Source organism: Streptomyces xiamenensis (assembly GCF_000993785.3).
Lineage (GTDB): Bacteria > Actinomycetota > Actinomycetes > Streptomycetales > Streptomycetaceae > Streptomyces > Streptomyces xiamenensis.
This window is the reverse complement of the sequence record NZ_CP009922.3, coordinates 4,876,561-4,900,858: the sequence shown is the minus strand read 5'-3', so window position 1 is coordinate 4,900,858 and position 24,298 is coordinate 4,876,561. Positions and strand designations below refer to the sequence as shown.

17 protein-coding genes and 1 pseudogene are annotated in these 24,298 nt (G+C 72.4%); 4 read left to right on the top strand and 14 right to left on the bottom strand.

Annotated elements, in window-relative coordinates; translation table 11 throughout:
- The first annotated feature begins 30 nt into the window (after positions 1–30).
- Positions 31–2,244, top strand: coding sequence for a RecQ family ATP-dependent DNA helicase (locus SXIM_RS22585; protein WP_078847006.1), 2,214 nt, complete (start codon positions 31–33; stop codon positions 2,242–2,244).
- Between the two features lie 13 nt (positions 2,245–2,257).
- Here SXIM_RS22585 and SXIM_RS22580 read toward each other — a convergent pair whose 3' ends face one another.
- The 6 genes from SXIM_RS22580 to nrdR all read right to left on the bottom strand — a co-directional run bounded on the left by SXIM_RS22580 (position 2,258) and on the right by nrdR (position 8,786).
- Entirely contained in the window at positions 2,258–2,962 is a 705-nt protein-coding gene (locus SXIM_RS22580; protein WP_046724994.1) for a ribonuclease HII, read from the bottom strand.
- A gap of 62 nt (positions 2,963–3,024) precedes the next feature.
- Positions 3,025–3,708 (bottom strand): histidine phosphatase family protein, encoded by a 684-nt coding sequence (locus SXIM_RS22575; RefSeq protein WP_030730238.1) that lies wholly within the window; start codon positions 3,706–3,708, stop codon positions 3,025–3,027.
- A gap of 51 nt (positions 3,709–3,759) precedes the next feature.
- Positions 3,760–4,368: a YdbC family protein gene (locus SXIM_RS22570; RefSeq protein WP_030730235.1), complete on the bottom strand. Its 609-nt coding sequence runs from the start codon at positions 4,366–4,368 to the stop codon at positions 3,760–3,762.
- Positions 4,369–4,398: 30 nt separating this feature from the next.
- Complete coding sequence (locus SXIM_RS22565) at positions 4,399–5,184, bottom strand: SDR family oxidoreductase (protein WP_030730232.1); 786 nt, start codon at positions 5,182–5,184, stop codon at positions 4,399–4,401.
- 75 nt (positions 5,185–5,259) lie between these two features.
- Complete coding sequence (locus SXIM_RS22560; RefSeq protein WP_046724993.1) at positions 5,260–8,163, bottom strand: vitamin B12-dependent ribonucleotide reductase; 2,904 nt, start codon at positions 8,161–8,163, stop codon at positions 5,260–5,262.
- A gap of 128 nt (positions 8,164–8,291) precedes the next feature.
- On the bottom strand, positions 8,292–8,786 hold the full coding sequence (gene nrdR, locus SXIM_RS22555) for a transcriptional regulator NrdR (RefSeq protein ID WP_030730226.1): 495 nt from the start codon (positions 8,784–8,786) through the stop codon (positions 8,292–8,294).
- A 433-nt stretch (positions 8,787–9,219) separates the two neighbouring features.
- On the opposite strand from nrdR, the gene lexA reads away from it, so the two are divergent.
- Entirely contained in the window at positions 9,220–9,990 is a 771-nt protein-coding gene (lexA, locus tag SXIM_RS22550; protein WP_046724992.1) for a transcriptional repressor LexA, read from the top strand.
- A gap of 40 nt (positions 9,991–10,030) precedes the next feature.
- Here the strand turns inward: lexA and SXIM_RS22545 are convergent.
- From SXIM_RS22545 to SXIM_RS22530, 4 genes and pseudogenes are all read right to left on the bottom strand, one after another.
- Positions 10,031–12,069 (bottom strand): annotated as a pseudogene (locus tag SXIM_RS22545) (ATP-dependent DNA helicase).
- Positions 12,070–12,119: 50 nt separating this feature from the next.
- A complete protein-coding gene (locus tag SXIM_RS22540) occupies positions 12,120–13,811 on the bottom strand; it encodes an IucA/IucC family protein (RefSeq protein WP_078847113.1) in 1,692 nt (563 codons plus the stop codon).
- 96 nt (positions 13,812–13,907) lie between these two features.
- The gene (locus SXIM_RS22535; RefSeq protein ID WP_046724990.1) at positions 13,908–14,528 is read right to left on the bottom strand and encodes a GNAT family N-acetyltransferase; all 621 of its coding nucleotides are present in this window, start codon (positions 14,526–14,528) and stop codon (positions 13,908–13,910) included.
- A gap of 9 nt (positions 14,529–14,537) precedes the next feature.
- On the bottom strand, positions 14,538–16,472 hold the full coding sequence (locus SXIM_RS22530) for an IucA/IucC family protein (RefSeq protein ID WP_168222787.1): 1,935 nt from the start codon (positions 16,470–16,472) through the stop codon (positions 14,538–14,540).
- Between the two features lie 308 nt (positions 16,473–16,780).
- Between SXIM_RS22530 and SXIM_RS22525 the strand changes: the two genes are divergently transcribed.
- On the top strand, positions 16,781–17,974 hold the full coding sequence (locus SXIM_RS22525; protein WP_030730208.1) for a trypsin-like serine peptidase: 1,194 nt from the start codon (positions 16,781–16,783) through the stop codon (positions 17,972–17,974).
- 75 nt (positions 17,975–18,049) lie between these two features.
- On the opposite strand, the gene panD is transcribed toward SXIM_RS22525, so the two are convergent.
- From panD to SXIM_RS22505, 4 genes are all read right to left on the bottom strand, one after another.
- On the bottom strand, positions 18,050–18,472 hold the full coding sequence (gene panD / locus SXIM_RS22520; protein WP_046724989.1) for an aspartate 1-decarboxylase: 423 nt from the start codon (positions 18,470–18,472) through the stop codon (positions 18,050–18,052).
- A gap of 117 nt (positions 18,473–18,589) precedes the next feature.
- Positions 18,590–19,870 (bottom strand): MFS transporter, encoded by a 1,281-nt coding sequence (locus tag SXIM_RS22515; protein ID WP_148236153.1) that lies wholly within the window; start codon positions 19,868–19,870, stop codon positions 18,590–18,592.
- A gap of 167 nt (positions 19,871–20,037) precedes the next feature.
- The gene (locus tag SXIM_RS22510; protein ID WP_046724988.1) at positions 20,038–21,699 is read right to left on the bottom strand and encodes an ABC-F family ATP-binding cassette domain-containing protein; all 1,662 of its coding nucleotides are present in this window, start codon (positions 21,697–21,699) and stop codon (positions 20,038–20,040) included.
- A gap of 78 nt (positions 21,700–21,777) precedes the next feature.
- Positions 21,778–23,412 carry an ABC-F family ATP-binding cassette domain-containing protein gene (locus tag SXIM_RS22505; RefSeq protein WP_030730177.1) on the bottom strand — a complete coding sequence of 545 codons (1,635 nt, stop codon included), beginning with the start codon at positions 23,410–23,412 and terminating at the stop codon, positions 21,778–21,780.
- Between the two features lie 266 nt (positions 23,413–23,678).
- Between SXIM_RS22505 and SXIM_RS22500 the strand changes: the two genes are divergently transcribed.
- Positions 23,679–24,155 carry a macro domain-containing protein gene (locus tag SXIM_RS22500; RefSeq protein ID WP_030730173.1) on the top strand — a complete coding sequence of 159 codons (477 nt, stop codon included), beginning with the start codon at positions 23,679–23,681 and terminating at the stop codon, positions 24,153–24,155.
- Positions 24,156–24,298: the final 143 nt, after the last annotated feature.

The following is a 24,298-nucleotide window of genomic DNA, read 5'->3' as shown; positions in this document are numbered from 1 at the left end:
CATTCGCATCCGGCCGCCCTTTCCGTTTGCATGGGGCGCATGGAGCAGCAGACCACCGCGGGGCCCGCCCCGCTCTCCCCGTCCGAGACCGAGGACCTGCGCACGGCCGCCGACGCCGTGCTCGCGCGACTGGTGGCCGACACCACCGGCGCCGCCCGGCTGCGCCCCGATCAGTGGCGCGCCGTGGAAGCGCTGGTGGCCCACCGGCGCAGGGCCCTGGTCGTCCAGCGCACCGGCTGGGGCAAATCGGCCGTCTACTTCGTGGCCACCGCCCTGCTGCGCGAGCGGGGCCGCGGGCCCACCGTGATCATCTCGCCGCTCCTCGCGCTCATGCGCAACCAGATCGACGCCGCGGAACTGGCCGGCATCCGGGCCCGCACGATCAACTCGGCCAATCCGCAGGAGTGGGCCACCATCCGTGAAGAGGTGGCGGCGGGCGACGTGGATGTCCTGCTGGTCTCTCCCGAACGGCTCAACTCCCCGGACTTCCGTGACGAAGTGCTTCCCGAACTGGCCTCCTCCACGGGTCTGCTGGTGGTCGACGAGGCCCACTGCATCTCCGACTGGGGCCACGACTTCCGCCCCGACTACCGCAGGCTGCGCACCCTGCTGACCGAACTGCCCACCGGAGTGCCGGTACTGGCCACCACCGCCACCGCCAACGCCCGGGTGACCGCCGATGTCGCCGAACAGCTGGAGACGAGCACCGCCGGCGACGGCGAGACCCTGGTGCTGCGCGGGCCGCTGGAGCGCGAGAGCCTGCGGCTGTCCGTCCTGCGGCTGCCGGATGCCGCGCACCGGCTCGCCTGGCTGGACGGACACCTGGAGCAGTTGCCGGGCTCCGGCATCATCTACGCCCTCACCGTGGCCGCCGCCGAAGAGGTCACCGCTTATCTGCGCGCGCGGGGCCACCGCGTCTCCTCCTACACCGGACGCACCGAGAACGCCGACCGCGAGGCCGCCGAAGCCGACCTGCTGGCCAACCGGGTCAAGGCGCTGGTCGCGACCTCCGCGCTGGGCATGGGATTCGACAAGCCGGACCTGGGCTTCGTCGTCCATCTGGGCTCCCCCTCCTCACCCATCGCCTACTACCAGCAGATCGGCCGCGCCGGGCGCGCCCTGGAGCAGGCCGAGGTCCTGCTGCTGCCCGGGCCCGAGGACGAGGCCATCTGGCGCTACTTCGCCTCGTTGGCCTTCCCCGCCGAGGAACAGGTGCGCGGCACCCTGCGCGCGCTGGAGGACGCCGGCGCGCCGATGTCGCTGCCCGCGCTGGAGCCTCTGGTGGATCTGCGCCGCTCCCGGCTGGAGATGATGCTCAAGGTCCTCGATGTGGACGGCGCGGTACGGCGGGTGCGCGGTGGCTGGATCGCCACCGGGCAGCCCTGGGAGTACGACACGCGGCGCTACGCCTGGGTGGCCCGGCAGCGGGCGACCGAGCAGCAGGCCATGCGCGACTACGTCTCGGCGGACGGCTGCCGGATGGAGTTCCTGCGCCGGCAGCTGGACGATCCGGAGGCCACCGCCTGCAGCCGCTGCGACAACTGCGCGGGCGCCCGCTTCGACGCGGTCGTCGCCCCCGGGTCCCTGGCCGCGGCCCACGGCGAGCTGACCAGGCCCGGAACCGCCGTGGAGCCGCGCCGGATGTGGCCCACCGGGCTGCCTTCGATCGGTCTCGACCTCAAGGGGCGCATCCCGCCGCAGGAACAGGCGTCCCCGGGGCGGGCCCTGGGACGGCTCTCCGACATCGGCTGGGGCAATCGGCTGCGCCCGATGCTGACCCCGGACGCGGGGGACGGCCCGGTCCCCGACGATGTGGCCCAGGCCGTGGTCACCGTGCTCGCGGACTGGGCCAAGGGCCCCGGCGGCTGGGCCTCGGACGACCCGGATGCCCCCGCCAGGCCGGTCGGGGTGGTGGTACTGGACTCCAGAACCAGGCCGCGCCTGGTGCACTCGCTCGGTGAACGGATCGCCACCGTGGGCCGGCTCCCCCTGCTGGGCACCGTGCACCACAACGGCTCGGCGGGGCCGGTCGCACCCGGCAACAGCGCCCAGCGGCTGCGCGCGCTGCACGGCTCACTGGAGCTGTCGGCCTCGCTGGCCGAGGCGCTGCGCTCGGCCGGAGGTCCGGTCCTGCTGGTGGACGACTACACGGAGTCGGGATGGACGCTGGCGGTGGCGGCCAGGCTGCTGCGTACCTCCGGCGCCACGGCGGTCCTGCCGCTGGTGCTCGCCGTGCAGGCGTGAGCGGGCCCCGGCGTCAGAAGAAGCCCAGCTGGCCGGCGTCCTCCAGCGACTCCCGCCCCGGAGCCTCCCGGTGCGGCGGCAGCTTCAGGTGGCGCCAGCGCGGCAGTTGGTCGAGGTAGGCCCAGGAAAGGCGGTGGTGTGCGGTGGGGCCCTGCTCCTCGAGCGCGGCCCGGTGCACCGGTGAGGGATAACCGGCGTTGCTGTCGAACCCGAAGGCGGGGTGCTCGCGGCCCAGTTCGGCGAGCATCGCGTCCCGGTGCACCTTGGCGATGACCGAGGCCGCGGCGACCGCCACGCAGGACAGATCGCCCTTGATCACCGTGCGGACCTGCCAGGGCGCGCCCAGATAGTCGTGCTTTCCGTCGAGGATCACCGCGTCGGGCCGTTCCGGCAGCGCCTCCAGGGCGCGCACCGCGGCCAGCCGCAGCGCGGCCGTCATGCCCAGCGCGTCGATCTCCTGCGGCGATGCGTGACCCAGGGCATGGGACGTCACCCAGCCCCCGAGCACCTCGGCGAGCGCGACCCGGCGGGCGGGGGTGAGCAGTTTGGAGTCCGTCAGCCCCTCGGGCGGGCGGCGCAGTCCGGTGACGGCGGCGCACACGGTGACCGGGCCGGCCCAGGCACCGCGGCCGACCTCGTCCACCCCCGCGACGATCCGCGCTCCGGTGGTGGCGCGCAGCGACCGCTCGACACGATGAGTAGGAGGTTCGTAGGCCATGGCACTTCCCAGCCTAGTCGGCGCCCGTGCCGGCCCCGTACCGCGGGGCCCGGGCGGGCTGTTCACGGACGGCTGGGCGGTCTCGTACCGGCGCTCTCGAAGGGGCGTTCCGGAGTGTGCCAGTGCTCGAAGGGACGGTCGATGTGGTAGCGGCCGTCCCGCCCCAGACGCAGTTCCCTGGTCTCCCCGTTGCCCGGGTTGGAGAGCGACTCGAACTCGGCCACCGACCAGTGCAGCCAGCGCATGCAGAACAGCCGCATGGTCAGCCCGTGGGTCACCAGCAGCACATTGGGCGGATGGTCGGGCGACTCGAAACTGCGCCACAGACTCTCCAGGAAGGCACCCACCCGGTCGTACACGTCCGCGCCCGACTCCCCTTGTGCGAAACGGTAGAAGAAGTGCCCGTAGGCGTCCCTGGCGCGCTTCTGCCGCCGTACGTCCTCGCGGTCCTGCCAGTTGCCCCAGTCCTGCTCCCGCAGCCGCGGCTCCTCGCGCACCCGTACCAGCGTGGGGTCCAGCCCCAGCAGATGGAAGGTCTGCAGGGTGCGCCGGTAGGGGGAGACGTACGCCGAGACGCCCTCCCCGTCGAAGACCTCCCGCAGCCGGGTGCCGGCCTCCGCCGCCTGATGGCGCCCCTTCTCGGTCAGTTCCAGGGCATGGTCGGGGATGCGCTCGTAGACCGAGTCGTCGTAGTTCCCCTGTGACTCTCCGTGCCGGAGCAGAACAATGCGCCTGGGCTGTGCCATACGGTCAGCCTAGTTCCCGGCAGGCCGTGCCGCCCGTACCGCTCGAACGGGTCACACCGTCCAGGACGGCTCCACATCGATGACGTCACCGGTGAGCGAGGCGACGTCGTCCCCGGTCTGGGCGCGCACGCCCAGCCGTTCCACCCGTTCGGCCCGGTACTTGGCGCGTTCGGCCGCCGAGTTCCACATCGACAGCACCAGGAACTCGTGATCCTGCGCCGCCTCGGCGAAGACCCCGCGCAGCATCCCGGGCGAACCGGCCATCGCCGGGTTCCACACCCGCTCCTGCATCAGCGCGAAGTGCTCGGCGCGGTCCTCGTGCACCCGGCAGTGCGCCACCCGCAGCAGGTCGGCATCCGTGAACCGCGGCTCGAAGCCCATCTTCACGTCGAAGCGGTACTCGAACAGCCGCACCGCCATGTTCCGGTAACTGTCCCGGTGCGCGGCCGCCAACCGCTCGTGGGAGTGCGCCATGAAGGACTCGTACAGCGAACGGCTCTCCCAGAACGCGAACAGATGCACCACCCCCGGTTCCCGCCGGCTCCAGCCGCCGCCCTGCCCCCGGAATCCCGGCTCACCGGGCAGAACCGCCCATCCCTGCTGCCCCCGATGAAAGCCGCTTCGGTCGATCACGGTGCAGCGCATCCACTTGACCAGCACCGCGCCATCGTACGGCCATCCGGGGGACCCTCACCGCATCGCGCCCCGCGCGGCCAGGAACTCCTCGAAAGTGCCCCGCCCATCCGCGTGTTCCGGCGTGAGCAGCCCGCCCGCGCGCACCGCGCCGATGACCTTGCCCGGCAACCGCAGCGGGACCACCGGCCGGTGCCATCCCCGGGCCCGCACCGTCAGGCCGGTCAGCTCCCGCAGCGTGCGGATCTGCGGCCCGCCCAGATCGGGCACCCGCCCGGCCGGCTCCCCCACCGCCAGCTCCGCCAGCCGCTCCCCCACCTCCCGCACCTCCACCGGCTGCAGCCGGACCTCCCCACCCAGCGTGAACACCACCGGCAGCAGCCGCTGCGCCGTGGTGAGCCCGGCCACCAGATCGTGGAACTGCGTGGCCCGCAGTGTGGTCCACGGCAGCCCCGACTCCTCGACGAGACGCTCGCACGCCAGCTTGCGCCCGTAATAGCGCAGCGGCACCCGGTCGACGCCCACGATGGAGATGTACACCAGGTGCGGCCGTGTCCCGCGCCGGGCCGCCTCCAGCAGATGGCCGGTGGTGACCCTGTCGTCCTTCGCCGGGGCGCTGGCGCAGTGCACCACCACATCCGCCCCCTCCAGAGCGGCGTCCAGCCCCTCTCCGGTGGCGAGGTCGCCCACCGCCCACTCCCTGGGCGTCCGGTCGGCCCGCGGGTGCGGGTGCCGGCTGAGCACCCGCACCTCGTGCTCGTCCTCCAGCAGCCGCCGCACCACCTGCCGGCCCAGCGTCCCCGTCCCCCCGGTCACCACGATCGCCCCGCGCTTCGCCACCATGGCGCCATTGTGGGCGCGAACGCACCAAGGCCGGGGAAGAACCGCCGAACGGTCCTTCCCCGGCCCCGGGGCGGATCAGCTGCAGCCGCTGGTGGAGCCGCAGCCCTCGCACAGGTAGCAGCTGCCGGCGCGGCGCATCTTCGTACCGCAGGAGAAGCACAGCGGCGCGTCCGCGTTCAGCCCCAGCTGCATCTCCAGCAGTTCGGTGGAGCTGTGCGCCTCACGCGGCGCCGGGCGCTCCTCGGCCGCGACCTCGGGCTCCGGGCGCGGCGGAGAGGTGTCCAGGCCGCGCGGGGCGGACTGGGACAGCGCCTCGATGTCCAGCTCGTCGTCGCCCGGCTCGTAGGAGCCGGTCTCCAGGTGCCGCTGGCGTTCGGCGGCCGTGTGGATGCCGAGCGCCGAGCGCGTCTCGAACGGCAGGAAGTCCAGCGCCAGGCGGCGGAAGATGTAGTCCACGATGGACTGCGCCATCCGGACGTCCTGGTCGTCGGTCATACCGGCCGGCTCGAAGCGCATGTTGGTGAACTTCGAGACGTACGTCTCCAGCGGCACCCCGTACTGCAGGCCCACCGAGACCGCGATGGAGAAGGCGTCCATCATGCCGGCGAGCGTGGAGCCCTGCTTGGACATCTTCAGGAAGACCTCGCCCAGGCCGTCGTCCGGGTAGGAATTGGCGGTCATGTAGCCCTCGGCGCCGCCCACCGTGAACGAGGTGGTGATGCCCGGACGGCCCTTCGGCAGCCGCTTGCGGACCGGGCGGTACTCGACCACCTTCTCCGGCTCGGCCGACGCGGCGGGCTGCTCCGCCTCCTTCTCCTTGGCGGCGGTCTTCTTCGCCGACAGCGGCTGGCCGACCTTGCTGTTCTCCACGTAGACGGCCAGCGCCTTGGTGCCCAGCTTCCAGCCCTGGAGGTAGATCTCGGCCACATCGTCGACGGTGGAGGTGCTCGGCATGTTGACGGTCTTGGAGATGGCCCCGCTCAGGAACGGCTGGGCCGCCGCCATCATCCGCACATGGCCCATCGGCGAGATGGTGCGCTCGCCCATGGCGCAGTCGAAGACCTCGTAGTGCTCGGTGCTCAGCCCGGGGGCGTCGACCACATTGCCGTGCTCGGCGATGTGCGCCACGATCGCCTCGACCTGCTCGGGCCGGTACCCGAGCCGCTTGAGGGCCTTGGGCACGGTGTTGTTCACGATCTGCATCGACCCGCCGCCGACCAGCTTCTTGAACTTCACCAGCGCCAGGTCGGGCTCGATGCCCGTGGTGTCGCAGTCCATCATCAGGCCGATGGTCCCGGTGGGGGCCAGCACCGACGCCTGGGCGTTGCGGAAACCGTTCTTCTTGCCCAGCCGCAGGACGTCCTGCCACGCCTCGGTGGCGGCGGCCCACACCGGGGTGTCCAGGTCGTCCATCCGCCGCGCGTCGGTGTTGGCCCGGGCGTGCTGCTCCATGACGCGGTTGTGCGCCTCGGCGTTGAGGGCGTACCCCTCGTACGGGCCGACGATCGCGGCCAGCTCGGCGGAGCGCCGGTAGGAGGTACCGGTCATCAGCGAGGTGATCGCACCGGCCAGTGCCCGGCCGCCGTCCGAGTCGTAGGCGTGGCCGGTGGCCATCAGCAAGGCACCCAGGTTGGCGTAACCGATGCCCAGCTGACGGAAGGCGCGGGTGGTCTCACCGATCTTGTGGGTGGGGAAGTCGGCGAAGCAGATGGAGATGTCCATCGCCGTGATGACCAGCTCGACGACCTTGACGAACCGCTCGGCGTCGAAGGACTGGTGGCCCTGGTCGTCGTCGCTCAGGAACTTCATCAGGTTGAGCGAGGCCAGGTTGCACGAGGAGTTGTCCAGGTGCATGTACTCGCTGCACGGGTTGGACGCGCTGATGCGGCCCGACTCGGGCGAGGTGTGCCAGTGGTTGATCGTGTCGTCGTACTGGATCCCGGGGTCGGCGCAGGCGTGCGCGGCCTCGGCCATCTTGCGGAACAGCGCCCGGGCGTCGACCTCCTCGACGGTCTCGCCGGTCTTCCGCGCGGTGAGCGCGAACTTCCCGCCGCTCTCCACGGCGCGCATGAACGTGTCGTTCACCCGCACCGAGTTGTTGGCGTTCTGGTACTGCACCGACGTGATGTCGTCGCCGCCCAGATCCATGTCGAAGCCGGCGTCGCGCAGCGCCCGGATCTTCTCCTCCTCCTTCACCTTGGTCTCGATGAAGGCCTCGACGTCGGGGTGGTCGACGTCCAGCACGACCATCTTGGCGGCCCGGCGGGTCGCGCCGCCGGACTTGATGGTGCCGGCGGAGGCGTCCGCGCCGCGCATGAAGGAGACCGGGCCGGAGGCGTTGCCGCCGGAGGAGAGCAGTTCCTTGGAGGAACGGATGCGGGAGAGGTTCAGGCCGGCTCCGGAGCCGCCCTTGAAGATCATCCCCTCTTCTTTGTACCAGTCCAGGATCGACTCCATCGAGTCGTCCACGGACAGGATGAAGCAGGCGCTGACCTGCTGTGGCTGCGCGGTGCCGACGTTGAACCACACCGGGGAGTTGAAGCTGAAGATCTGGTGAAGCAGGGCGTAGGCCAGCTCGTGCTCGAAGATCTCGGCATCGGCGGGCGAGGCGAAGTAGTCGTGCTTCTCGCCCGCTTCGCGGTAGGTGCGCACCACGCGGTCGATGAGCTGCCGCAGGCTGGTCTCGCGCTGCGGGGTGCCCACGGCGCCCCGGAAGTACTTGCTGGTGACGATGTTGACCGCGTTCACCGACCAGGTGTCGGGGAACTCGACGCCACGCTGCTCGAAGTTGACCGAGCCGTCGCGCCAGTTCGTCATGACGACGTCGCGGCGCTCCCAGACCACCTCGTCGTACGGATGCGTGCCGGGGGTGGTGTGGACCCGTTCGATCCGCAGCCCCTTTCCGGTCTTGCCTCCGACGCCCTTGCCGCCCTTTGCGCGGGAACCGCCCCGTGCCGGGCCGCTCGTCGTCTCAGTCATTCCGCCTCCCTGTCGGGCACAACGCCCTGGTGTGACCGGATTGTTCCTCGGTCACGGTGTCTGTTCCGCCGGTCGGGGCGCGGCTGTGCGCTCCGGCCGGCCTGTGGGGTCACGTTCGCGGGCGCCGGCTATCCGGCGGCAGGCTCCACCGCGACCTCGGCGCCGGCTCCGCCGACGGAGTCCCGCTCACGCAGCTCCGCGATGGCCGCCTCGAAGTCCTCCAGCGAATCGAACGCCCGGTAGACGGACGCGAACCGCAGGTAGGCCACCAGGTCCAGCTCGCGGAGCGGGCCCAGTATGGCGAGGCCGACATCGTGCGTGGACAGCTCCGCACTGCCGGTGGCCCGGACGGCTTCCTCCACGCGCTGGCCGAGCAGCGCCAGGGCATCCTCGGTGACGGGACGGCCCTGGCACGCCTTGCGCACCCCGGCGATGACCTTGGTGCGGCTGAAGGGCTCGGTGACGCCGCTGCGCTTGATCACCATGAGCGAGGCGGTCTCCACCGTGGTGAAACGCCGCGAGCAGCTCGGGCACTGGCGGCGCCGCCGGATCAGGGTGCCGTCGTCCGCGGTGCGGCTGTCGACGACCCGGCTGTCGGGATGCCTACAGAAGGGGCAGTGCATGCCGCCTCTCCCTTCTCCTGGCCGCGATGACGCAGCGTGCTCGCCAGCTGCTCTCCGACATGGCACACGAAGCCTCACGGGGCCACTGGCGTACCCCCTGAGCACTCCCCAGCATAGGCGATCCGCTGCACCGACGATGACGGGGGACCACAACTTGTGGGATGCCGCGCATCATCAAACCACTAGATCTAGGGTTACGGCGCGAACGCACCCGGGCCGCGTGTCGTGCGGCGAAGGGGGTGGGCGGCGATGCGCGGCGGACGCGCGCATGGGAGGCTATCGCATCAGCCTGTGACCGGTTGCCGTCGCATACACCTCGGTGACCAATCACGTCAGCTGATCAGCGATATTTCACTCGAACGTGTGTTTGGCGCAACCTTTCGATAGCAACTACCGTTGTGTGACTAGGGAGTACCACCACGAAGGGGCCGACATGACCACCGCAGCAGACGACGCCATCGCCGCCGCTGAGCGCCGCCAGGAGCGGCTGTCCGTACAGCACGGCGCGCCACTGCGCCCGGAGAACGGCGCCGCACGGTCACTGCCCGGCCGGCCACCCGGCATCCGCGCCGACAGCTCGGGGCTCACCGACCGCCAGCGACGGGTGATCGAGGTGATCCGTGACTCGGTGCAGCGTCGCGGCTACCCGCCGTCCATGCGTGAGATCGGCCAGGCCGTGGGGCTCTCCAGCACCTCCTCGGTGGCCCACCAGCTGATGGCGCTGGAGCGCAAGGGCTTCCTGCGCCGCGACCCGCACCGGCCGCGCGCCTACGAGGTGCGGGGCGCCGAGACCCCCACCCCGCCCCCCGCCGACACCGCGGGCAAGCCCGCCGCCTCCTATGTGCCGCTGGTCGGCCGAATCGCCGCCGGTGGCCCGATCCTGGCCGAGGAGTCCGTCGAGGACGTCTTTCCGCTCCCCCGCCAGCTGGTGGGCGACGGGGAGCTGTTCGTGCTGAAGGTGGTCGGCGACTCCATGATCGACGCCGCCATCTGCGACGGTGACTGGGTCACCGTCCGCCGCCAGCCGGTCGCCGAGAACGGCGACATCGTGGCCGCCATGCTCGACGGCGAGGCCACCGTCAAGCGCTTCCGCCGTGAGGACGGCCAGGTCTGGCTGCTGCCGCACAACCCCGCCTACCAGCCCATCCCCGGTGACGAGGCCACCATCCTGGGCAAGGTCGTCGCCGTCATGCGGCGCGTCTGATCCGAGCCCGCGCCGCACCCTTCTCCCTCCCTGGCCCGCCTCAGGACGCGGCAGCGTTCCGCGCTGCCGCGTCGATCGCCGCCAGGGAGCGCCGTACCTGATTGCGGTCTGTGGTCGTCCAGAAATCCGGCATCGACGACCGCAGAAAGCCTCCGTACCGCGCCTTCGCCAGCCGCGGATCCAGTACCGCCACCACTCCGCGGTCGCCGGTGGCCCGCACCAGCCGGCCCGCGCCCTGCGCCATCAGCAGCGCCGCGTGGGTCGCGGCCACCGCCATGAACCCGTTGCCCCCCGCCTCCTCCACGGCCTTCTGCCGCGCGCTGAGCAGCGGATCGTCCGGCCGGGGGAACGGGATGCGGTCCATGACCACCAACTGACAGCTGGGCCCGGGCACATCTACGCCCTGCCACAGCGACAGCGTGCCGAACAGACAGGTGGGCGCGTCCTCGGCGAAGGCACGGATCAGCTCCCCCAGCGTCTCCTCGCCCTGGAGCAGAATCGGCGTCTCCAGCCGCCCGCGCAGCTCCTCGGCCGCCGCCTGCGCCGCCCGCATCGAGGAGAAGAGACCCAGCGTGCGCCCGCCCGCCGCCTCGATCAACTCGGCCAGCTCATCCAGCATGTCCCCGCGGCTGCCCTCCCGGCCCGGGGTCGCCAGATGCTTGGCCACATAGAGAATCCCCTGCTTGGGGTAGTCGAAGGGGGAGCCCACGTCCAGGCCCCTCCACTCCGGGGAGTCCTCGCCGTGTGCTCCCTCGGGTGCCAGCCCCAGCGAGGCCCCCACGCCGTTGAAGTCGCCGCCCAGCTTGAGGGTGGCCGAGGTCAGCACCACCGACCGCTCCGTGAACAGCTTCTCGCGCAGCAGCCCCGACACCGACAGCGGCGCCACTCGCAGCGAGGACCCGTAACGGTCGTGGCGCTCGCACCAGATGACGTCGAACTCGGAGCTCTCCACCAGCCGCTCGGCGACCTCGTGCACATGCTCCACCGAGGCCAGCGCCTGCTTGCGCACCGCGTCCTCGTCGCTCAGCGAGCTGTCCCGGGTGGCGCCCAGCACGGTGATCACGGTGCGCGCCGCGTCCCGCAGGGCCACCAGGGCGTAGGCCAGGTCCTCGGGCAGCTCGGTCAGCCGGCCCGGCTCCGCCGTCTCCATCAGCCGCTCGAAGGTCTCGGACGCGGTGAGCATCGCGTCCGCCGCCTTCTCGTCCACGATCTTCGCGGCCCGGCGCACGGCCCGGCCGACACCACCGGGGTTCAGCTCACCGGTGGCCACCCCCGTGACCCGGGAGACCAGCTCGTGCGCCTCGTCCACGATCAGCACCTCGTGACCCGGGAGCACCGGCGCGCCCTCGATGGCGTCGATCGCCAGCAGCGCGTGGTTCGTCACGATGACATCGGCCACCTTGGCGCGCTCGCGCGCCGCCTCGGCGAAGCATTCGGCACCGTAGGCGCACTTGCTCGCACCCAGGCACTCCCGGGAGGAGACCGACACCTGCGACCAGGCGCGATCGGAGACGCCCGGGGCCAGCTCGTCCCGGTCGCCGGTCTCGGACTCGTCCGCCCAGTCCCGAAGGCGCAGCAGATCCTTGCCCAGCTTGCTGCTGGGGCCGCCGCCCCCGCGCTCGGCGGCAGCGGCCGGGCCTCGATGGGGGTCCCCCGGACGAAGTCTGGGGGAGGGTCGAAGAGGCCCTGGTCCTCCTCCTGCGGCGCCCCCTCGTGCAGCCGGTGCAGGCACAGATAGTTGGCCCGCCCCTTGAGGGTGGCGAACTCGGGGCGGCGGCGCAGCAGCGGACGCAGCGCCTCCACCGTGCGCGGAAGATCGCGCTCCACCAGCTGCCGTTGCAGCGCCAGCGTCGCCGTGGCCACCACGACCCGGTCGCCACCGGCGAGCGCGGGCACCAGATACCCCAGGGACTTCCCGGTGCCGGTGCCCGCCTGCGCCAGCAGGTGCGTGCCGCCTTCGATCGCTTCCGCGACGGCCTCGGCCATCGCGATCTGGCCGGGCCGCTCGCTGCCGCCGACGGCGGTCACGGCAGCGTGCAGCAGGTCGGTGAGGGCCGGCCCCCCGGATGTGACAGTCATAGGCCAGCCACCTTACGTGGCACCACTGACAGTGCCGTCGGTCATCGGCCTCAGCCGGAGTGCAGCGGGTTCGCCACCGTGCCGTCGATCGCGGCGTGCGGCCGCTGCGCGCGGTCCCGGTAACCGTCCAGATGGAGCCGGTTGCGGTTCAGGCACAGCCGCTGGATCCGCGGGGCCAGGAGCTCGAAGGCGTCGAAACGGTTCTTCAGTTCGGGGAAGCGCCGCTGGTAGCGGAGAATCTCCGCCCGTACGAGTGACCAGAAGTCGTCCTCGCTCACGCCGAGCTGTTCCTCGCACAGGGGCGCCAGATAGCGGAAGACTCCGACGAACAGCCCGGAGTGGATGAACTGCGGCAGGAAGTCCGCAGGTTCGGTCAGCAGCACCTCGCGCACCTCGTGCGGGATGCCGTCGAACTCCGGCAGCGGCTCGGCGCTCAGGTTCACATCGTCCACGAAGTCCTTCACCGCCAGCCGTACCGGCGCCTCGTGCTCGTCGAAGACCACGATCGCGTTCTCCCCGTGCGGCGAGAAGACCGTGCCGTACCGGTACAGGAAGTGCAGCAGCGGGGGCAGCAGCGCCGCGAACAGCCGCTTCAGCCAGACGTCCGCGGGGAGCCCCGAGCGGCCCACCAGCTCCGCCGTCAGTGCCCGGCCGTCCCGTCCCCGCTGGAGCAGCGCCGCCAGGGTACGGGCCCGCTCCCCCGCGGCAAGCTCCGGCCCGATCGGCTCCCGCCAGATGCAGCCCAGCAGCTCCCGGAACTGGTAGGGCACCTGCGGCAGCCGGTCGTACAGCGGGTGCGCGACAGTCACCGAGGCCGTCTCGCCCAGCAGGATCACGCGTGTCTCGCGCAGATACGGGTCGGTGTCCCGTACCGCGTGGATCCAGTCGGTGACGGCGGGCGCGGCCAGCGTCCGTTCGGTGGGCAGCCCGCGCCACACCAGGGTGTTGAGGATGGACAGCGGCAGCTTCACGCTGCGCCCGGTGGGCCTGCTGATGTTGAGGAACGTTCTGATCGACTGCTGCGGCAGCCGCAGTTCCCCGTCGCTGGGCAGCTCGATCAGCAGGCCCGCCGCGAGTTGCGGGGCGTACAGCGGGGCGATGGTCTCGTCCCACTGCCAGGGGTGGACGGGCAGCCACAGGTAGTCGGACGGGTCCTTGCCCGCCCCGGCGATGGTCTCGGTGAAGGCGCGGCGGACCGGCTCGGGCAGCTCCTGCGCGTACAGCGTCCCGGGGTCGGCCAGCGCCGGTACCCCGCGGTAGCGGGCGAGGTCCCGGTGCACCGCGAGCCAGGGCAGCGCGCGCGGGGTGCGCGCCTCCGGCGCCCAGCGGGCCGCGTCCCCCGCCGAGAACCCGACCCGGCCCTTGTTGGCGACCAGCCACGGATGTCCTCCCTGGCGGCCCTCCAGCGCGGCGTAGTCGAGATCGGCCAGCTCGGCGGCGGTGAGCGCCTCCTCGGCGAGCACCACGTCGGCGCTGAGGGTGGCGGTGAGTTCGCGCAGCAGATGGCCCAGGGTGTCGCCGCTGAGGCCGAGCACGGTGTCGTGGGCGGCGGCGACGAAGGCGAGCGGGTCGGCGTCGGCGGGCAGCGACGCCGGATCGACGCGCCAGTGGCCGTACGCGCCGCGGTCGGCCCGGAAGCAGTAGACGGTGCCGGGGGCGACCGGCAGCCGGTACGCGCCGGGGCCGGCCGCGCCGTCCGGCTCCGGGGTGATGATGCCCTCGTAGGCGAACTCGGCGAGCATCTTGGCGAGCAACTGTCGCGCGGCGTCGTTCCAGGCCGCGGGGGATATGGGCAACGGAACTCCTCGGTCGGGGACATGGACGGCCGGGATCCGCGCTCAGCGGTCCCGGAGCATGATCACGGCGCGCTTGTCCGGCAGGTCGGCCTCGGCCGTCTTGCGGAAACCGGCGCCGCGGAAGGCCGCGATGGAGGCGGCGTTGCGGACATCGGGCTCGGCGACGATCCGCCCGCTCCGCGGCCGGTTCCGCAGCACCAGCTCGCACACCGCGCGCAGCAGTTCGGCGCCGAGTCCGCGGCCGCGGTCCCGGCCCGCGCCGATCAGCAGGTGCAGCCCGGTGTCCTCGGGCAGCGCCGGGTAGTGGTGGGCGAGCGGATCGAGATCGGCCCGGTAGATCTCCCAGTAGCTCATCGGCCGCCCGTCCAGCAGACCCAGGCACGGCACGCTGCGGCCGTCGCCCGCCAGCTGGGCTCCGACGTGCGCGGCGGTGCGCTCGCGCGGGCCCGCCAGCGCCCAGTAGCGGTCCACCGCCGGGTCGTTCATCCACCCGGTGATGAGATCCAGGTCGCGCTCCGGGTCCACCGGCAGCAGCCGGAACTCCCCGCCCGCGGTGCCGGCCGGGCCCCAGTCACCGATGGCACCGACCGGTGGGGCGGGCGCGGCGGGGCGCGGCAGCTCCAGTTCCAGGGTGTCCTCGCAGCCCGGTTCGCGGATGGACACGGGCGCCTCCTAGCAGGTGGTGAGGGGGTTGGGGAGCGTGACGTACACGGACTGGCCGTCGACCGGGCCCACGAGTTCGTCCAGGCCGCGCAGCCGGGTGAGCAGATTGCCCTTGCAGCGCAGGGTGGCGCTGTCCAGGAGGTGGCCGGCGAGCGGGGAGACCGGCTCGCCCCGGCCGGTGGCCAGGCCGCCGAGGAAACGGCGGAACGCGGCGAGCAGCAGCGCCTCGTCCGCAAGGCGCTGTGAGCCGAAGGCACCGATCAGGCCGAGCACATTGTTGATACCGAGGTAGTAGGCGAAGCGCTCATCGGTGACCTGGTCGCTGACGAAGGTGTCGGACCGCTCACCGATGCCGGGGAGTCGGCGCTGGAGTGCCTCCCGGGCCGACTCGCGGAAGTAGTAGCCCTGATTGTCGCGGTAGCGGCCGCCCACCGGCCAGCCCTCGGCGTCCAGCAGCACCAGGGTGTTCTGCTGGTGGGCCTCCAGGGCGACGCCGGCCTGCGCGTCCAGCCACAGGATGGGCCGGACCACCGTCTGCAGATAGCGCAGGAACCACTCGGCGGAGACCGAGGCGACCCCGCGGCCGCCGCGTTCGGCCAGGGTGCCCACGACATCGGCGAGCCGGGAACGCAGCCGGTACGGTCCGGCGCCCGGCCAGGGACGCGGCGCGGTCAGCCCGGCCAGACACACCGGGTCGTCCGCGGGCGTGAAGGGGTTGTGCCGCAGCAGGGTGTCCAGGCCCGGTACCGGGGCGCCGCTCTCGTCGTCCACCGCGAGGTAGGCGGGGTCGCGCACGATGTCGAAGCCGGGACCTTCGGGGAAGGCCGCACGCCACTGATCACCCAGGCCGCTGCCGAGCAGCCGGTGCACTTCCACGCCCCGGTGCAGTTCCTTGCGGAGGTTCTCCCGCCGGGAGTTGGTGATGCTCAGCCCGAGCGAGAGCTTGAGCATGAACGGCGTGCCGGGGCGGTGCACCGTACGCACCGAGGAGGTCGGGTGCCACGGAGCGCCGTGTTCGCCCAGGTCGTGCAGCGCGCCGGCGGCGACCAGCGCGGCGACGGCCGGGCGGTGCAGCACGTCGCGGGCCTGCCAGGGGTGCAGTGGCAGGGGTGCGGTGCCCTTGGGCAGCGGCAGTGCGGAACCGGCGAGCCGGGCGGCGAGTTCGGGCGCCGCGGTGATGGTGCCGTCGCCCGCGTGCCAGGCGGAGTCGGTGGCCAGCAGCTCCCGGTCGACGGCGAGCCAGTGCAGCGCGAAGGAGCCGCGCAGCTCCGGGGAGTACCGGCGGGCCTCGGCACCGGCGAGCCCCTCGCGGCTCTTGGGGGTGGGATGCAGCGGATGGCCGAGCAGCAGGGCCTGTTCGCCCTCCAGGAAGGCGTCCGCGTGGGCGGCGGAGCCGGGTTCCGCGCGGCGCTCGGTGAGGAAGACGGCGGTGCGCTGTACGGAGTCGGCGACCCGGCCGACCAGCGCGATCGACTCGCGTACGCCTCGCGCGCCGTGCGCGCCGGCCACCCCCTCCCGGGCGAGCAGCGCGGCGAGGGTGGCGGAGTCCACCGGGGCGGCGCCGGCCGGGGCGGGGTCCAGCGCCGCGGGGCCGAAGCGGTGCCAGCCGGTGGGCGACCAGTAGCGCACGGGCACGCGCAGGGTGCTGCCGGAGGCGGTGAGCGGCAGCCGCAGTTCGCCGTCGGCCGGACGCTCCACGCCGGTCTCCCGTACCCAGCAGCGCAGCAGGTTCTCGGTACCGGCGGCGTCGGCGGCCAGCTCGGGGTCCGGCTGCTCCAGCGGGTCGGCGGTGAGCGAGGGGGGTACGGCGGCGCCCGGCCCGGTCTCGGAGTCCAGGGGGCGGCGGTGTCCCGGGATCGCCGGCTCCATCAGCCGGGCCAGCCGTTGGCGCACCGGCTCACGCTCGCGGTCCGGGCTGCGCTCCGGGCGGGGGCGTGCGTTCATCGGTGTTCGGCGCGCGCGAGCCGGGGATGAGCCGCCGCGCCTCCCTCCTTCGGCCATTGGTGTCTGTCATGTCTGCGGCATCCAGCCGCATAGGGAGTAACGACGCGACGGCGGCCGGAACACGGCCTGCGACAAGATCATTTACGCGGAACCGGCAGAACCGCCCGTGCCCGCCCGCACATGTGGCCGGAACCGGGGACCCCGTGACCACCGTCTACGGGAGCACCTGCATAGTGGGGGTGCTCCCGCGCTGTCGCGGGGCACATGACAAAACGCACCAAGCCACATGACTCCGGGGGAGTTCACGCATGTCATCGATACGCGGGCGGTTCGGACGCCGCCGCACCACCCTGGCCGCCACGGCCATGGCGGCCGCACTCGCGCTCACCGCCACCGCCTGCAACGGCGATGACGACGCAAGCAACGACGCCAAGCCCAGCGACGGCACCGAGGTCCAGGACCTGCTGGACAACCTGCCCTTCGACGTCGACCTCGAAGCCTGGATCAACGGTGGCTGGGAGGACTGGGACACCGACACGTGGGTGCGTGACATCGGTGAGTTCTTCAACCCGATCATCGAGGGCCTGTGGGACTCCGACCGCATGGAGGAGGCCCAGGACCCCGACCAGGCGATCGACGACGACGAGATCCAGGAAGACGTCAACCCGCCGCAGAACGACGACCCCGAGTCCGACCGCGGGATCACCGACTCCGAGCCGTTCCCGGTGGAGGCCGAGCAGGTCGCCTTCCCCTACACGGACAACGCGGCGCCGATCGGCAAGGTGTTCTTCGACGCCCCCGAGGGATCCATGGTCTGCTCAGGCACCGTGGTGAAGGACCCCAACCGGCCCGGTCAGTCCAACCTGGTGGCCACCGCCGGGCACTGTGTGCACGCCGGCACCGAGGGCGGCTGGTTCCGCAACATCGCCTTCGTCCCGGCCTTCAACAACAACGGCTCCCCCGACCCGTACAGCGCCGCGTACGAGGAGATGGCTCCCTACGGCGTCTACTGGGCCGACTACGTCTCGACCACCCAGTACTGGATCGACAACGGCACCGCGATGGGCGGCGGCGGCGCGCCCGGTGACTTCGCCATCCTCGAGGTGAGCAACGAGAACGGCTCCGAGCAGTCCCTCGAGGAGACCGTCGGCAACGCCATCGAGATCGACTTCGGCGCCCCCGCCGTCTCCGGCCTGGGCGATGTCACCCTCTACGGCTTCCCCGCCGCCGACCCCTACGACGGCAACCTCATGTACAACTGCACGGACAACCCCTCCCGGCTGTCCCTGGACGACACCATGCCCGGGATGTACTGGGCCGGCTGCACCATGACCGGCGGTTCCTCCGGCGGCCCCTGGATCCGCTGGGACGCGAGCAACGACCCCAAGCTGATCTCGGTCAACTCCATCGGCCCGATGGAGAGCACCTGGCTGGCGGGCCCGCGCCTGGAGAGCGAGGCCCAGGCGGTGCTGGACCACGTGAGCAGCGGCGCCGGCCGCTGACCCCGGCACATCGAACGGGCCCCGTGCCCTCCGCCGCGGCGGAGGGCACGGGGCCCGTTCGTGTCCGGAGATGGGTCAGGCGCGCGGCACGGCCAGCGGGCCGCGTACGGCGTCCCCGCCCGGCACCGGCTCCGAGGGGTCGGCGCCCAGGGACACCACCCGGTTGTCCGCGTCGACGTGCACCACGCGGGGCCGCAGCGACCGCGCCTCGGCGTCGTCCACCTGCGCGTACGAGATGAGGATCACCAGATCGCCCGGCTGCACCAGATGCGCCGCCGCCCCGTTGATCCCGATGACGCCCGAGCCGCGCTCGCCCTCGATCACATAGGTCTCCAGCCGGCTGCCGTTGGTGATGTCGACGATGTGCACCAGCTCACCGGCCAGCAGATCGGCGGCCTCCATCAGCTCCGCGTCCACGGTTACCGACCCCACGTAGTGCAGGTCGGCCTGGGTCACCGTGGCCCGGTGGATCTTGGACTTGAACATGGTTCGCAACATGAAGGAACTCCTGGAGCTCGGCTCCCTGCCTGCGCTGATGCGGGTCAAGGGCTCTCGTGCCACTCTACGACGCGTCACCCTCCGGGCAGCACCGCCGCGGGACGACGACGCCCCAGCCTACGCAGCGCCCCCGCGGGGCGGCACACCCCCCGGCCCGCCGACGCTGAGCGTCCGTTTGGGCAGCCGTTCGATCACCGGGCCCACCAGCATCGCGGCGGCGACCAGGGTGGCCAGGACGATGAACACCGTGCGCGGGGTGGTGTCCAGCAGCCTCGGCGTCCACAGGGCGGCAGCGGCGGCGGCACCCCGGGCGAGGGCCATGATCGAGCCCTGCGCCGTGGCTCGCAGCAGCGTCGGGAACGCCTCCTGCGACCAGACCTTGAAGATCGCCTCGAAGGCGAGGGCGGTGCCGAAGGTGCCGATGATTTTGGCCAGGGCCAGACTCCACACATGGACGCCGAACACGGCGGGCAGCGCGAAGTACAGCACGAAGCCCACGGCGCCGATCGCGTACCAGCGCATCCGGTACCGGCCGTCCACGACCCGCATGAACAGCACCGCCATGCCGATGCTGAAGAAGAGGATCGCGAGGTTGACGGCGGAGGCGACCCGCACGGTGCTGCCGGCGACCTCGACGTACAGATACGTGGTGAACTGTCCCATGGTGTTGGCCGCGATCAGCGTCAGTACGTAGAAGGCGGCCAGCGACCCCACGGCCGCCAGGTGCGGCGGACGCAGCAGTTGCCGCCCCGCGGTGAGGCGCCGGGCCTCGCCCGCCCGCAGCTCCCGGGCCAGCCGCCGCTGCGCCGACCACTGCCGGGACTCCGGCATCCGCAGCCGGAACGTCAGGACCGCGAGGGCCACCACGGCGACATGGGCGTACAGGACGCGGGCCCCCGTCGCCCCCATGCCGCCGGCCAGCAGCCCGATCAGCTGGGTGGCGCACATCCCCGCGTACCAGAGCACCTGGGTGAGGGCGACGAGCCGGCCCCGGGCCCCCTCGGGCGCCTCCTCCGCGATGAGCGCGATGGAGACCGGCAGGTCCGCGCCCGCCGCGAAGCCCATCAGGATCACGCCCGGGTACAGCCAGCCGCTGCCCGGCGCCGCCGCCAGCACGGCGGCGCCCAAGGCCAGCATCGTCACCGTGACGACGAACACCCGGCGGCGTCCGAAGCGGTCCCCCAGCCGGCCGCCGAGCAATGAGCCGACGGCGATGGACAGGGTGAGCGCCGAGGACAGCGCCCCGATCGTGCCCGCGGTCAGGGACAGCGGCTCCTTGTACAGGACGAGCGCGGACCCGGTCGAGACGATCGCCGCGGCGTCGAGGTAGGAGGCCATGCCGGCCACGCCGGAACGCACCCACAGCGATCGGTGTAAGGCGGGCTTCCCTGGGTCCACGGCGCTGGCTCCTCCTCGGCGGGCCACGCGGGCCCGGCTGGGCGGGGTCGGGGGCGCGGGGAGGGCGGGGGACGCCGCGGGGAACCACGCCGCCCCTCAGATTGTCATGGCTTCGTCAGGCCGCACAGGGGGCCGCGTCCCCGGACCGTACGGCGCGCCCCGCCCGTTCACTCCCCCGCCGGGCTCAGCCGCACCTCCCGTCCCCGCCAGCGCCCGCGCAGCCAGCGGTCGTGGCTGGCCACCACGACCGCGCCGGGTCCGCCGCCCAGCGCCTCCTCCAGCTCGTCGCACAGCCGGGGCGACAGATGGTTGGTGGGTTCGTCGAGCAGCAGCAGCTGCGGTGACCGCGCCACCAGGAGGGCCAGGGCCAGCCTGCGCCGCTGGCCGGCCGACAGCCGGTGGACCGGCAGCCCCACGTCGGCCTCACTCAGCAGCCCCAGCGAGAGCAGCGGAACCTCCTCCGCGCGCCGCGCCCCCAGCACGCGGGCGTAGATCTCGCGCGCGGTGCGCTCCGGATGGGCGAACCCGGTGTCCTGCGGGAGCAGTCCGGTGGTCAGCCCCGGTCTGCGGTACGTCTCGCCCCGCGCCGGGAGCCGGCCCGCCAGGACCCACAGCAGGGTGGACTTGCCCGCGCCGTTGCCACCGGTGACCAGGAGCCGCTCGCCGGGATCGATGTCCAGCCGCAGGCGGGCCAGGCGGCCGGGTACGTGGACGTCGTGCAGCGAGACCAGGTGGGCCGTGCCCTCCCCGGGGTCCGCGCCGTGACCCCCGGCTGCCTCCGTCCCGGCGGTCACCGGCCCCGGCCGGAAGGAGAGCGGGCGCGGCGGGGCGGCGATCGCGTCGCGTTCCAGCTCGGCCAGCCGCCGGTCGGCGTCCCGCACCCGGCGGGAGATCTGCCGCTGCACCCGGCCGCCGCGGTGCCCGTAGCCCATCTTCTCGTGATCCGTCCGGCCCCGGTCCGGCGCCAGGCGGTGCGCGGTCACCCCCGCCGCACGGCGCAGGCCCTCCAGTTCCTCCTGTTCCTCGGCGTACCGCCGTTCCCAGCGCCGGTACTCGGCCCGCTGGGCCGCCCGGTAGTCGGTGTAGTTCCCGCCGTACCGCACGGGGCCGCCGCCGGGCGCCGGATCGAGGTCGATCACCTCGGTGCACACCGCGTCCAGGAACGCGCGGTCGTGGCTGGCCAGCACGACGGCGCCGGGCAGGTCGCGCACCCGCCGTGCGACGAAGTCGGCCGCGTCGTCGTCGAGGTGGTTGGTCGGCTCGTCCAGCAGCAGCGCGCCGGGGCGCCGGACGAGCAGCGCGGCCAGGGCCAGCCGGCCGCGCTGTCCGCCGGAGAGCGAACCGAGCGTACGGTCGCGCGGGACGCGGTCCAGGCCGAGTCCGCCCAGGGTGATCGCCGCGCTCCGGTCGGCGTCCCACGCCTGCATCTCCTGGGCGTGTTCGAGCGCCCGGGCGTAGGTCTCCAGCAGGGCGGCGTGGTCCGGCGAGCCGTCCGGCGTCCGGCCCAGCAGTGCGGTGAGCCGGTCGAGTTCGGCCAGCGCGGCGCGGGGCTCCCGCAGCGCGTCGTCCAGGACGTGCGCGAGGGTCGCCCGGGCGTCGAAGGGCATCTCCTGGTGCAGGAAGCCCAGGTCGTCCGGGCGAGTGACCCGACCGGCGTCCGGCTGGTCCACCCCCGCGAGCAGCCGCAGCAGCGTGGTCTTGCCCACGCCGTTCTCGCCGATCAGACCGATACGGCGGCCGGGAGCGGCGGTGAGGGAGAAGCCGTCAAGAATCCGGCGGCCGCCCCGGATCCGGACGAGGTCGTGCGCGAGCAGCGCGGGTCGGGACATGACGATCCACCTGGTGTGAGGGACGGACGGGGCCCGCCGGGCGTGCCGCCTCGGGCGCGGGCCGGAACGTACGCCGGGTCACCCTTGGGGAGCCCCCGTCTCCGTCAGGGTGCCGTCGGCCAGCAGCAGCCGCCGGCCGACCCCGATCCGGGCCAGGAACGGCTCGTCGTGGCTGACCACCACGAACGCCCCCCGGTACGCGGACAGGGCGCTCTCCAGCTGGCCGGCGCTGAGCAGGTCGAGGTTGTTGGTGGGCTCGTCGAGCAGCAGCAGGTGCGGAGCCGGCTCGGCGCACAGCACGCAGGCCAGGGTGGCGCGCAGCAGTTCACCGCCGGAGAGCACCCCAACCGGGAGGTGGGCCCTGGCGCCCCGGAACAGAAAACGGGCGAGGAGGTTCATCCGCTCCGCCTCGGTGCGGTGCGGGGCGAACGCGGTGAAGTTCTCGGCGACGGTGCGCCCAACGTCCAGCAGGTCCAGCCGCTGCGACAGGTAGGCCACCCGGCCGTCGGCCCGGGTCATCTCGCCGGCGTCCGGTTCCAGGCCGCCCTCCAGCAGCCGCAGCAGCGTGGTCTTGCCGGCGCCGTTGGGGCCGGTCAGCGCGATGCGCTCGGGGCCGCGGATGGACAGGTCGACGCCTTCGGCGCCGAAGAGCTGCCGTTCGCCGTGGCGTACCCGCAGGCCGTGGCCGAGGAAGAGGTTGCGGCCGGCCGGGACGCCGGTGTCGGGCAGGTCCAGGGTGAGCCGCTGCTCGTCCCGTACGGCGCGGCCGGCCTCGTCCAGCCGGGCCTGCGCGTCGCTGACCCGGGAGGCATGCATCTGACCGGCGCGCCCGGCCGACTCCTGGGCCCCGCGCGCCATGTTCCCCGCGAAGATCCGGGGCAGGCCCGCGTTCTTCAGGTTGCGGGAGGCGTTGCTCGCCCGGCGCTCGGCGCGTTCCCTGGCCTGCTGCAGCTCCCGCTTCTCGCGCTTGAGTTCCTTCTCGGCGTTGCGGAGGTTCTTCTCGGCGTTCTCCTGTTCGGCGCTGACCGCCTGCTCGTAGGCGGTGAAGTTGCCGCCGTGGAAGCGGAGCGCGCCGCGGTCGAGTTCGGCGATGCGCTCCATGCGGTCCAGCAGCGCGCGGTCGTGACTGACCAGCAGCAGACAGCCGGACCAGTCCTCCAGCACGTCGTACAACGTGCGCCGGGCCTCCAGGTCGAGGTTGTTGGTGGGCTCGTCGAGCAGCAGGACATCGGGCCGCTTCAGGAGCTGGGCCGCCAGTCCGAGGGAGACGATCTGCCCACCGCTGAGGGTCCCCAGGTCCCGGTCGAGGGTAAGTTCAGCGAGCCCCAGCCGGTCGAGCTGGGCCCGGGTGCGTTCCTCGATGTCCCAGTCGTCGCCGATCGTCGCGAAGTGCTCCTCGGCCACGTCGCCCGATTCGACGGCGTCCAGCGCGCGGATCACCCCGGCGACGCCGAGCACCTGGGCGACGGTGAGGTCCGCCGCCAGCGGCAGGCTCTGCGGGAGGTACCCGAGGGGTCCGGAGACGGACACGGTTCCGGCACTCGGGCGCAGCTCGCCCGCGATGAGCTTCAGCAGGGTGCTCTTGCCGGAGCCGTTGGGCGCGACCAGACCGGTGCGGCCGGCGCCGAGGGTGAAGGTGAGGCCGTCGAAGACAGGGGTGTCATCGGGCCAGGAAAAGGACATACCGGTGCACGTGATGAAGGTGTCGGACATGAAGAACCTCGGTGAAGGAGAGGGCGCGTCTCGGCGCGGCCCGGCAGACGGGTGTCAGGGAACGACAACGAGGCCACCCCGATGCGCATACGCATCGGCCGGCGGCCTGCCCATCCGGGTATCACCCCGAGATGTCGTCTTCACCCACCACGTCTGTGTCTCCTCTGGAGCGGTTCTCGACCTGACCAAGCCTACACGGCCGCGCTCAGCGGCGCCGGGGAAACAACCGGGCCGCGCGGCGTGGCCGTCGCTGGCAGGATGGGCGGATGACATCGCTGTGCGTCATCCAGGGGGATGCGACGGATCCGCAGGCGGCGGGGCCGAAAATCGTCGCCCATGTCTGCAACGACCTCGGAGGCTGGGGAAAGGGCTTCGTCGTGGCGGTCTCCCGCCGCTGGCCGGAGCCCGAGCGCGCCTACCGCCGCTGGCACCGGGAGCGGGCGGACAACGATTTCGGGCTGGGGGCGGTGCAGTTCGTGGAGGTACGCCGGGACATCACGGTGGCGAACATGATCGGCCAGCACGGGATGAGGACCGGGAGCAAGGGCAAGCCCATCCGCTACGAGGCGGTGGAGCAGTGCCTGCGGACGGTCGCGGAGGAGGCACGCGCCCGGAAGGCGTCCGTGCATATGCCGCGCATCGGCTGCGGCCTGGCCGGCGGGACGTGGGCGCGCATCGGACCGATCGTCGACGCGACCCTGTGCCGGTCCGGGATCCCGACCACCGTCTACGACCTGGGCTGACTCCGCCACTCCCCCGCCCCGGGGTACCGACGGAACGTCAGACCGGCGGCGGCGCGGGCACGTTCACCTGCGGCGTCCCGCGGCCCCGCCGGGAATCCCGGCCGGAGACGGCTTGAAGGACCGGGACGTATACGGGAAACTTC